The sequence below is a fragment of the Pseudoalteromonas rhizosphaerae genome, from assembly GCF_902498845.1.
Lineage (GTDB): Bacteria > Pseudomonadota > Gammaproteobacteria > Enterobacterales > Alteromonadaceae > Pseudoalteromonas > Pseudoalteromonas rhizosphaerae.
Window position 1 is genome coordinate 36,628 of sequence record NZ_CABVLM010000016.1, and the last position, 11,857, is coordinate 48,484.

The window sequence follows — 11,857 nt, forward strand, 5'->3', positions numbered from 1 at the left end:
AGGAGCCAGCCCACGTGGCATTACCCAATAAAGTTAAAAAATTGCTCAGCGATGCTGACCAATTAACCGATTATCGCGATTGTTCTAATTATTTTTATAAATGGTTACAAAACGAGTTTTCAAAACAGCCAGTCGGTAATTTGATTAATGCCCGGGCTGAGTTTATCGACCGCTTACTGATTAAACTGTTTCATGTTTATGATTTAGCCCATGAGCCAGATTTAGCCTTGATCGCCGTTGGCGGTTACGGTCGCGGTGAGCTGCATCCCTATTCAGATATCGATTTTTTACTGCTAGTTACTGAGCAACCTAGTGATGCCGTGTGTGAAAAAATCGGCCAATTTGTGACCATGCTCTGGGATCTTAATTTAGAAATTGGCCACAGTGTGCGTACCATTGAGCAAGCGATTGAGCAAAAACGTGCCGACGTAACTTTTGCCACTAGCTTGCTTGAAAGTCGACTACTGTTCGGTAATCACATTGAATATGAAAAACTCAAAGAGCATATTCTTGATACGCCTGTATGGCACTCTGACGAATTCTTTTTAGCAAAAGTACATGAGCAACAACTGCGTCATAAAAAATGTCACGGTACAGCATACAACCTCGAACCAAATATCAAAGAAAATCCCGGTGGCCTGCGAGATCTGCAAACCATCATTTGGGTTGCTAAAAAACATTTTAGAGCCGAAACCTTACAAGAGCTTATTAGCCACGGCTATCTCACTCATGAAGAATACCAAGAGCTCCTAGAGTGTTTAGAAAATCTCTGGAATATCCGTTTTGCGCTGCATTTAGCCGCTGGACGCTCTGAGAACCGGTTGTTATTTGACCATCAACCACTGGCTGCTGATTTACTTGGCTTTGGTAGCGATGGTAAAGCCTCAGTTGAGCGGATGATGAAGCGATTATTTAGGATCATGAGCCGGGTCCGTGAGCTAAATCAAATGTTGTTATCATATTTTGAACAAAGCATTTTACCGGAAAGTAACGAACAAGCAGTAGTTGAACTCGATCGTAATTTCGAACGTGTTGGCCATCAAATTAGGGTAAAAAATCCGTCCGTGTTCTTTCGCCGTGATCAACTATTTGTATTGTTCGAACATATTGCCGATAACCCTGAAATTACCCATATTTACCCAAGTACTATCCGTACCATCCGCCAAGTGCGCCGTCGTCTGTTAGGAGATTTGCAAGATTATGCCGCCTGTCGTGAAGCCTTTTTACGGCTAATTAAACACCCTAACGGCATGGGCCGTGCATTTACTTTAATGCACAAGCACGGCATGCTTGCCGCTTATTTACCCCAGTGGCGAAACATTTTTGGACAGATGCAATTTGACTTATTTCACGCTTATACTGTGGATGAACATACTCATAAGTTGATCAATAACATTTATCAATATTTTGATAAAGCAAACGTCAGTGAGTTTCCTATTTGTTGTGAAATAGTCACCCGCATGGACAAGCCCGAGCTACTGTATTTAGCGGGCATCTTCCATGACATTGCCAAAGGCCGTGGCGGCGATCACTCAGAACTCGGTGCTGTTGATGCCATTGCTTTTGCCAAATTACACCGTTTTTCAACTTCCGATGGCAAATTGATTGCTTGGCTAGTTAGTAACCATTTACTTATGTCTGTAACTGCACAGCGTAAAGATATTAATGACCCAGATGTGATCAAAGACTTTGCTACTCGAGTTAAAACCGAACGACAACTTGATTATCTATACTGCTTAACCGTCGCAGATATTCGCGCCACTAACGACAACTTGTGGAATGATTGGAAAAACACCTTGTTGCGTGAGCTTTACCTGCATACTCAAAGGGCGTTACGGTTAGGCCTTGAAAATCCTATGGATCAGCGCGACCAAATTCGCGATAAAAAGCATCAAGCCAAACAAAGGTTAATCAACAATGGCTATGATGAAAATCAGATTGATTTAATTTGGAGCCGTTTTAAAGCAAATTACTTTACGGCCTTTAGTGAACAACAACTATCATGGCACACCGAACATTTACTAAACTGCGTTGATTTAAGCCAACCCAGTGTTGCGGTATCAAATACAGCCATGCACGGCGGTACACAGATTTTTGTTTATAGCCCCTACTCCGGCGGTTTATTTGCCCGTTTAGTAAGTGTGATCGGCTCTAAAAAAGCGCAAATTCAACATGCTCAAGTGCTCACCACTCGCGACGGCTATGTGCTGTTTAGCTTTGTCGTACTTGAAGTCAGTGGCGACCCGATTGCCAGCGCTCAAGCGCAGTCAATCAAACGCGGCCTTGATCAAGCGCTTGCTGATCCGAAAAAGAAAATTCGCTTTAAAAAGAACCGCTCACAACGCTTTAAAGATTTTAATATTAAACCAAAAATTATCCTGCGCCCTCACCCGCGTAAAGACCGCAGCTTAATCGAAATTCAAGCGGTAGATATTCCTGGCTTATTAACCAAAATTGCCGAAGTGTTTCAAGCCCATTTATTACATATACACGCCGCGCGGATCACCACCGTAGGTGAACGTGCAGAAGATTTCTTCGTGGTATCGAATAACGAATACCAAGCTCTTACCGACGAAGAACAAGCAAAAATTCATCAAGCATTGCGTAAAAAACTCAACGCAGAAACCGAATAAGAGGATCTTATGTCAGATTTAAAAACCACCATTGAAAACGCCTGGGATAACCGTGATAGCATCCGCCCGAGCACAGTACCTAGTGATGTAAAACAAGCCATAATCGATGTACTTGAGCTACTTGATAGTGGTGCCGCACGCGTTGCTGAAAAAATCAGTGGTGAGTGGGTTGTCCATCAATGGCTAAAAAAAGCCGTGTTACTGTCGTTTCGTATTCGTGACAATCAACCAATGAACGACGGCGTAAACCAGTTTTATGACAAAGTACCACTTAAATTTAGCGACTATACACCGGAGCAATTTCAGCAAGGTGGCATGCGCGTTGTACCAAACGCTGTTGCCCGTAAAGGCAGCTTTGTCGGTAAAAATGTAGTATTGATGCCATCATATGTAAACATTGGTGCTTACGTTGATGATGGCACTATGGTTGATACATGGGCCACTGTAGGCTCGTGTGCACAAATTGGTAAGAACGTACACTTGTCAGGAGGTGTTGGCATAGGTGGCGTTTTAGAGCCATTACAAGCCAATCCTACTATCATTGAAGATAACTGTTTTATTGGTGCACGCTCTGAAATTGTAGAAGGCGTGATCGTTGAAGAAGGCGCTGTTATTTCAATGGGTGTTTACATCAGCCAAAGTACTCGCATTTACGACCGCGAAACTGGCGAGATCCACTACGGCCGCGTACCAGCAGGTGCTGTGGTTGTTCCAGGCGCACTGCCATCAAAAGACGGTACTCACAGCTTGTACGCTGCAATTATCGTGAAAAAAGTAGATCAGCAAACCCGCGAAAAAGTAGGGATTAATGCATTATTGAGATCGATAGACGAATAATAGAGAGCTGAAAAGTTCTAAACGATAAGCTGATTGACATTAACAGTAAATAAATGAAAGCCCTAAATCTATATAGATCTAGGGCTTTTTCTATCTGTGTTATTTTCTCTTTTATGATAAATATCACCTTTAAATACAACATACTTGATAGCTAAGAACTTATTCTGGTTTATTAGCTTTGATTTGTATGACTGCGGCAACTATAATTATTAATCACATCATTAAGTAACTGAGATCAAGTTGTTACGGCTTTTCGTTATATGTTGGTTCCTGTTACTTGGTTTTCAGCAAGCTTTTGCTACTGAACTAAGCACTTTTGAAAATAAGTTAAACGAAGCTGAAGACTACCTTGTGGTCAACCCAGCGCAATCTATTATTATTCTTGAAAATCTTGACGATATCGATAAAGTTTCACCTGAGTTATTTATTCGTTGGCATCTTATTAACGCCCGAGCAGCCGTTCCGACCAGCCAATTTGACCGCCTTCATCAGTCTGTAGATGCAATATTTAGTCAGCAGCAAGCCCCTTATTTCAAAAAGAAAATAACGTCCATTATGAGTGCGTTAGGTATTTGGCTACGCTATGCAGAGTATTTAGACGATGCCCAACTAAGTTTTCAATGTGGTTATAAATACGCTGAAAATGATCGTCAACGCTTGACGCTTACCAACAGTATGGCACTGGTCGCTATGGCACAAAATAACAATGACGAAGCGCGAAACCTATATGCCGAAAGCTATAATTTTACGGTGCGTTTGAACCTCCCTAACGTTGTCGCCATGATAGAAAGTAACTTGGGCTATTTGGCACTTGATGAGAATAAAATCCCAGAAGCTGAACATTATTTTCGTAGTGCCTTAAGCCGTTATCAAATTATTGACAAGCGAGCGGGACAAATTTCTGCAGGATTAAATCTGTTAATGGTATTTTTGATCCAAGATCAAACAATAAACTTTGAAAGGTTATACGGACCCACATCCACTTTAACCCATGCCTTTCCCAATGAGGCTAAACAAGCTTTATTACTCTGGCTGGAAATGCGTTTTAAAAAACTTAAAGGAAATTATGTTAGCCGAAAGGACAAAGCAAAATTGCAAATAGCTTACGAGCAATTAGAAAGCGATCAAATGAAAACCTTTGTACACCGTTACTTTGCTAAAAAGCTCGAAGTCCCTATCGCACCACCAAAGAAAATCCCCCCTAAAAAGTTTACTCGTTCTTGGTTTGAGTTAGTTAAAAAATGTCAGTGGTAATTGTTGGTGGCACTTTACAACATCTCCCTTTTTTCTTATTACCAACTGGGCAGATTTAATTCGCAGCGCTGGGGTTCACGCCTGAGCAATTTGGTTATAGTGAGATTTTTTTGGGACTTGGCTCACTGCTGGGGAGTTACCTTAACAACGGCTTGCTGGCGAAGCATGTGTCGCAGCATTTGCTGTTGCAAGCTGCCGCGACTTTACTCACGTTGGGTGCTGTCGGTGTTTACCTAATACAAGATTCGATTTGGTTTATCACGCAGTGTATTAAGCACTATAGTCGTTAAACAAATCGATTGAATTTAGTGAAGCGGCAACGAGCTGATCTTGGGATAGATGTTAAGTTCATTTTTAAACGATAGTCAGGTTATACCAATCGTGTTAAGTTACTGACCATTTATAGCCACAGATAAATGGAGTGATAACAAGGCATAAATTTTGACATGCAGTTGTTCTACTTGAAAAAATTATAACGCAGTTAGCGCTTTATTTAGCTCGCTAGAATGGTTAAATATTTAAGTCGATTGGTATTAAGTACTCTTTACCACTTCGCATAGTGGTCTTCGGTAAATCCCCATTCGCCGTTAAGTGTGATAACTTCGTCTGCAAGAGTTATTTCACCATAGTAACGGCCGAAGTGTTGAGTGAAGTTAGTCGCGATAATAATTAAGTTGGTTTTATCTTGGCGTTTACCTGCTGGTTCGAAGTATAAATTGATGATACCGTCGTTTGAACGCAGCCGCCATTTACTCGTTGCTTTAGCATTACCATAGCGCTCAAATTGAAAATCGACCATATCAATTTTATAAAGCGTGCCATCGAGCCACAAGGCGTTTTCGGTAAAACCTGTTTCAATAACCCCCGCACTTAAATTTAAACCTAAGCGGCGGCCATCAGCTAATGTGCAGGCTAAACTCCCCCAGTTCCAAAAGGTTTCGCGACGCATGAAACCCGCGCTCCAATCAACACTTGCCAGTATTTTAAGCTCTTCAAATACATATTTTTTACCACGCCACTGAAGTGTTCCAGTACAGGGTAATGCGGCAGTTTTTTGGGTAAAATGAAAGCCTGTAAAACCGGCACGAACACACACCGCAAGCGGGTTATAATTTATCGATTCATCAATACAGGCACTAATTTTCAGCCCGGACTTTAAATTTACCTCTACCGAGCGTATTTGCGGCTTAGCGGTTGTATTAATAGTTACGCTGTTACGCCCTTTTCGAAAAGTCGCTTGCCCGGTGTTTGGTGTGCTATCAATACACGTATTTAAAGCCAGTAAGCTGATAAAACTGACTTCATCGAATTCTGTCGTTTGTGGGTCGTATACATATACAAAACATTGACTCGCAATTTTTAAATCAACGATCGCTAAACCAATAATTAACTGCTCGCAACTCAAACTAATAAATTGAAATTGATTAAAGCTTAACTTTTTAAAAAGCGTACTTCTGGATTTACCCATAGTACTACGCAGGTCAAAATCCAAGTAATTGATGTCATCTACTCCATCTGGAAAAATACCAAAGTCGGCTTGTCCATCTTGGTCAATCAGCTCATGCTTTTTCATAATAAGCTCCTTGCTTTTTAAACAACATTTTATCGATTAAAAATATTGTTGGTAAGTCTAACTCAAAACAACTTAAAAATGATCGCTTAAAAAAGTGCCACCGAATTTATACTTAAAGTGTTACAAGTTATTACAAAATTGCCTCTTTTGGCTGATTTAGTGGTTTCTTGGTTACTTTTTGACATACATTCTATTTATGATAGTGGCGCTTTTTTTACATATCACTACAATGCACAAAAACAAATATTGGAAGACACACAATGAACCTGACACGTAGTTCGCTAAAAAACCCTGCGAGTGTCATTGTTATCTTGGTGCTAATTATGTTGTTTGGCATATTAAGCATTTTTAAGTTGCCGATTCAATTAACCCCTGATATTGAACAACCGCAAATTACAATTTTCTCTGGTTGGCGACAAGCTGCACCCGAAGAGATTGAATCGGTTATCATTGAGCCCATTGAAAATGCAGTTAAAAATACACCTGGCGCATTAGAAGTAAATACCAATATCAACCGAGGCAATGGCGCTATTACGCTAACCTTTGCTGTTGGCCAAAATATGCAACAAGCCATGCTTGATGTATTAACCAGCCTTAATCAAGCTCCCCCTTTACCTTTAGACGCATTCGACCCTGTTGTATTCGCTGGCGGAAATAATGGTGAGGCGGCAGCAACCTTACTGATCACACCTAAAGATTATCAATCGGATAGTTTAGATTTTGATATGTCGCAGTTTCAAAAACAAATTGATGAGTTTATCGAACCACGATTAGCGCAAATTCCAGGTGTTGCGCGGGTGGATCTGGCCAGTGAACGCCCGAAAGAATTGCGTATTACGTTTGATCCGCATAAAGCAGCAGCCTTAGGAATAAGCCTAGATAAAATTAGTAACGTACTTGCCAGTTCACGAGATACTTCAGGTGGCTTAGCTAATGTAGGTAGGCGCCAATATACAGTGCGTTTTACGGGACAATATGACTTATCTAGCATGGCACAAATGCGCGTTGGTTACTCAGATGATAGGCCTATTTATTTAGGCGATATAGCCAGTGTTGAACGGACTTACTCTGACCGCTTAGGTATGAGTGGACGTAATGGAAAACCAGCCTACTACATCCGTATTTCTCGCGCTAATAAAGCCAATACGGTTGCGTTACTTGACGATATTAATCTAGCAATAAAAGAGCTAAATGAAGGGCCGCTGGCAGCGAATGGACTCTCTATTGAGCTTAGTTTTGATGCCTCGGTGCATATACGCAATGCACTGTCGTTAGTTAAAAGTAACTTAGGCCTTGGCGTTATTTTGTCTTGCTTAATTTTATGGTTATTTTTTAGAGGCCTGAAAGCTACTTTAGTGATTGCAGCGACTATTCCAATCTCATTGATGGTGGCATTTTTAGCGCTTAATGTTTTTGACCGTAGTCTAAATGTTATATCACTCGCGGGTCTGGCATTTGCTGTTGGCTTAGTGTTAGATGCGGCTATTATAGTACAAGAAAATATCGCCAGACTTCGCGCTGAAGGCCTAGATAATAAAAAAGCGGCGCTTAAAGGAGCGGCCCAAGTTACTGGGGCGTTATTTGCATCAACAACAACGAGTGTTGCAATATTTTTACCTATTTTATTTATGGCTGGTATTGAAGGGCAATTGTTTTCTGATTTAGCACTGACACTCTCTGTAGCGGTTATCACATCAATGATATGCGCAATTACACTTATCCCATTAGCGAATCATCTATGGCCCGATGCGCAAATCAAAGCGGACCCATATCATTACTATTGGCAAAAGCTCAGTAATTTTATTATGAAGTTAACGAACACTCGCGTTAAGCAAATTATGTGGATTATCGTATTACTTGGCGGCTCAGTGATAGCAACATTAACTATGCTACCGAAAACCGATTTTATGCCACGCGCGCCTACTGATGGCTTCTTTTTCAATTTGGTCACGCCACCAGGTGGGAATGTGCAATTTATGGAAGAAGAGCTCTTACTCAGAGTTAAAAAACGACTCATGCCCTACTTCAATGGCGAAAAAGAACCTGGCATTAAAGATTTTAATTTTTATGCTTTTGGCTCAAATGCAGGTGGCTTTATTTACTCAGCCGATCCACAACGAGTCGAAGAGTTAATGAAAGTAGCCAAAGAAGAGATTTTTATTGATTTACCCGACACGCAAGTATTTTTCTTTCGTGGTTCAATGATCCAAGTTGCAAACGGTGGTGATGGCCGCGATATCAATATTGACCTAACCGGGCCGAACATGGATGACTTAGTTAATGCAGCACAAATTGCACTAAACGCCGTCAATGAAGTTCTACCAGATGCTACCGCCCAGCCACAGCCTCGTCTTGATATGGCTGAACCTGAACTTAGACTAACACCTAATGATCGCCGTATTACCCAAGCAGGCCTGACTCGTCGAGATGTATCGCAAGCAGTACAAGCATATACTGGTGGTTTATTTGTGAATGAATATTTTGATGGTAATGAACGCATGAATGTCATTTTACGCGGCATTCCTTGGCAAACCCCAGAAGAACTAAAAGCACTGCCGATTGTTACCCCACAAGCAGGTATACAAACCCTTGGCGAGCTTGCCAACATTGAACGTACAGTGGGACCCACCCAGTTACGTCGGGTAAATGGTCGCCGTACAGTGAGCATAGTAGTAACTCCACCTGCTGATATGAGCTTACAACAAGCGCAAGCAATTTTAAGCGAACAGGTAATGCCTAAAGTCAGAGCTAGCCTGCCAAGTAATGCGGGAGCAATATTGGCTGGCAACGCACAAAAAATGAATTCGGCGATGACCGAAATGGCGCTGAATTTTGTGTTGGCGTTGTTTATTTTATTTTTATTAATGACAGCACTGTTTAAATCCGCAAAAGACAGTGCGTTGGTTTTACTGGTTATGCCTCTAGCCATTGCTGGTGGCGTATTAGCGCTGTTTATTTTAAACCTATTTACTTTTCAATCGCTTGATTTGCTCACCATGATAGGGTTTATCATTTTGTTAGGGTTAGTAGTTAACAATGCCATATTATTAGTGGATCAAACTAAGGTAGCGATGACATCAGGTTTAAGTCGTGAGGCGGCGGTCAAACAAGCGATATTACTAAGGGCAAGGCCTGTTTACTTAAGTACACTTACGAGCTTATTTGGCATGCTGCCATTGATGCTAATGCCCGGTGTAGGCTCTGAAATTTACAGAGGGCTTGCAACCGTTATAGTCGGTGGTATGGCGATCAGTGCGTTGTTCACACTCATTTTAATGCCTAGTTTGTTACAGCTAGGCCGAAGCACACCGCCTGCGTCAAATAATCAATCAGTAAACAATACAGCAAAAAGTTTAGCTACAAGCCAATGAGTATAGAGAACCTAATCATGAATAGAATTAAACTAGCCATGCAGTCTTTCATCCTATGTAACTGTTTATTTATAGCACCTGTTTTTGCCGTTATTCCTGTGACTGTTGCACAGGTCACTAAAGCGCCGTTAACCAGTGAAATAGAAGTTAATGGTACACTGTTTGGCAAAGACGATGTTACTTTAACAGCAGGCATTAGTGGCCGTCTTATCTATGTTGCCGAGCCTGGCAGCGTGATTAAGAAAAATGATATTTTAGTTCGTATGGATACCTTACCTTTAGAATTAGATAAAGCACGCCAAGAAGAAATGCTCAATCGCGCTAATATTAATTTACGTTTATATCAACAAGACCTAAAACGCTTAAAAGAGTTAGAAAAATCTAGCAGCGCCGCACTAAGCCAAGTAGAAGAAGTGCAAAATAAGCACGATCTGGCTCGCTCTGACATAGCACTTGCGAAGATCGAACTTAAAGTAATCGATGACAAACTAACAAGAGCAACTATTCGTGCGCCATTTGCTGGCGTTGTAAGCGAGCGCTTTAAGCGCGCAGGTCGTGAAATAAACCGTGCTGATGAGTTACTTACGCTACTTGATATTCATCATTTAGAAGTACGTATATATGTACCCGTTAGATACTTAAAATATTTACGAACAGGCATCGAACTTCCCATTAAAGCGGGTGACTTATCGCAACCAGAAACAGCTGCAGCAATAATAACTGCGGTAATTCCATCTACAGATCCACGCTCTCAGACAGTTGAAATACGCGCCAATTTACAAGCAGATGCACAACACGCTTGGGCAATTGGCCAACTTGTTGATGTAACCGTGCCATTGACCAGCAAAAATCCGGTATTATTGGTAAATCGAGATGCGTTAATCATCCGTAAGCAAGGCATACATGTGGTTAAAATTGATGCGAAAAGTCAAGCGATAAAAATACCTGTAACCGTTGGCAGTGGAAAAGGGCCACTTGTCGAAGTCTCGCCAATTGCAGATAACGGTTTAAATGCAGGAGATAACGTGGCTGTGCGTGGTGCTGAACGTTTACAAACAGGGCAAGATGTCGAGATACAGATAAAATAATCAGAACTCTAACTAGTAGGCCGTCTCATCCAGCAACTTTTCCCAAAGTTGCTGGGTACAACTCAGTATTTACAGCCAAATCCACTGATATCTATTGGTTTAATTTGTTCGCCTTTACCACTGTGATCGTCATGCTTGATGATTAAGGTATTCGCTTTTTCACTAAATGTGAACGACCCTAACCAATCGAGGGTGGCTATCGGTGTTAAACTATAAAAGCCATTTTTATCAGTGCATTGATAAGAAAAATAATGCGTTGCTTTGCCAAACGCGCCAACATCCGAGGTATACACACTAATATTCCCCTGTTGCCGGTAGTCGTCGGCTTGAGTGCCAACCACTAGATACAATGCACTAATGATTGCTAGGACAATAAATTGGATCCCTGCCAATATAAAAAAGCTGATATCAAATAATTTAGCATACCAAACTCGGGGCTCGTCATGATGGGGATGACCGTGGCTTGCTAACAAAAAGCCACCGATAGTCACCAATATTAATTTAATCGGCATCATATAAGCACTGAATAAATACATGCTTTTTGCATTATGCCATTGCAGCCCAAAAGCCGTTGGTATAAATAAACTATCTAGCAACGGCAATAATATCAGCAAGCACGCGATAATAAGTTTTTTATGTTTTAGCATTTATAAGTGATGGCAGTTGATGATAGGTTTGAGTGTACAAATAAAAACCGTTAATAAAAAGCCCGTTAAAGTAACTTAACGGGCTGATATTAATCTTCAATCTTCAAAAAATTAATCGTCTTCGATGTTATCCAAACCTTTGGTGCCGTCTTTGGCTTTTAGTTTATGGTGTATTGCTGATTTTATTAACATGTAACCGCTGATCGGTGCGGTGATCAATAAGAAAATTGAGATCAATAATTCTTTGACACTAACACCATCTTGCGTGTTGCTAAAAAATACCATCGCGGCGATTAGCATTCCAGCCATGCCAAGGGTTGTAGCTTTTGTAGGACCATGCAGACGCATAAAAAAGTCCGGCATTTTGATAAGGCCTATCGAGCCTATTAATATAAATGCACCACCGATTAATAATAATATAGAAACTATCCATTCACTGATCATGTTATTACCC

At 41.1% G+C, this 11,857-nt stretch carries 8 protein-coding genes; 5 read left to right on the forward strand and 3 right to left on the reverse strand.

The annotated features are described in order from the left end of the window. The first annotated feature begins 14 nt into the window (after nt 1-14). The 3 genes from glnD to PSR9079_RS19975 all read left to right on the forward strand — a co-directional run bounded on the left by glnD (nt 15) and on the right by PSR9079_RS19975 (nt 4,724). Nucleotides 15-2,633, forward strand: coding sequence for a [protein-PII] uridylyltransferase (gene glnD / locus PSR9079_RS19965; RefSeq protein WP_149982996.1), 2,619 nt, complete (start codon nt 15-17; stop codon nt 2,631-2,633). Nucleotides 2,634-2,642: 9 nt separating this feature from the next. Further along, a complete protein-coding gene (gene dapD, locus PSR9079_RS19970; RefSeq protein WP_149982997.1) occupies nt 2,643-3,470 on the forward strand; it encodes a 2,3,4,5-tetrahydropyridine-2,6-dicarboxylate N-succinyltransferase in 828 nt (275 codons plus the stop codon). Nucleotides 3,471-3,821: 351 nt separating this feature from the next. After that, nucleotides 3,822-4,724, forward strand: a complete 903-nt coding sequence (locus tag PSR9079_RS19975; protein WP_342799469.1) for a tetratricopeptide repeat protein — start codon at nt 3,822-3,824, stop codon at nt 4,722-4,724. Nucleotides 4,725-5,268: 544 nt separating this feature from the next. Here PSR9079_RS19975 and PSR9079_RS19980 read toward each other — a convergent pair. Continuing rightward, nucleotides 5,269-6,297 (reverse strand): DUF2804 domain-containing protein, encoded by a 1,029-nt coding sequence (locus tag PSR9079_RS19980; RefSeq protein WP_149982998.1) that lies wholly within the window; start codon nt 6,295-6,297, stop codon nt 5,269-5,271. A 260-nt stretch (nt 6,298-6,557) separates the two neighbouring features. Between PSR9079_RS19980 and PSR9079_RS19985 the strand changes: the two genes are divergently transcribed. Then, the gene (locus PSR9079_RS19985) at nt 6,558-9,668 is read left to right on the forward strand and encodes an efflux RND transporter permease subunit (protein ID WP_149982999.1); all 3,111 of its coding nucleotides are present in this window, start codon (nt 6,558-6,560) and stop codon (nt 9,666-9,668) included. Nucleotides 9,669-9,685: 17 nt separating this feature from the next. Beyond that, complete coding sequence (locus PSR9079_RS19990) at nt 9,686-10,756, forward strand: efflux RND transporter periplasmic adaptor subunit (RefSeq protein ID WP_246175619.1); 1,071 nt, start codon at nt 9,686-9,688, stop codon at nt 10,754-10,756. A gap of 62 nt (nt 10,757-10,818) precedes the next feature. On the opposite strand, the gene PSR9079_RS19995 is transcribed toward PSR9079_RS19990, so the two are convergent. Together PSR9079_RS19995 and PSR9079_RS20000 are read right to left on the reverse strand one after the other, a co-directional pair. Beyond that, nucleotides 10,819-11,403 carry a hypothetical protein gene (locus PSR9079_RS19995; RefSeq protein WP_149983000.1) on the reverse strand — a complete coding sequence of 195 codons (585 nt, stop codon included), beginning with the start codon at nt 11,401-11,403 and terminating at the stop codon, nt 10,819-10,821. Between the two features lie 111 nt (nt 11,404-11,514). After that, entirely contained in the window at nt 11,515-11,847 is a 333-nt protein-coding gene (locus tag PSR9079_RS20000; protein ID WP_145240456.1) for a Na+/H+ antiporter subunit G, read from the reverse strand. Nucleotides 11,848-11,857 lie beyond the last annotated feature (10 nt).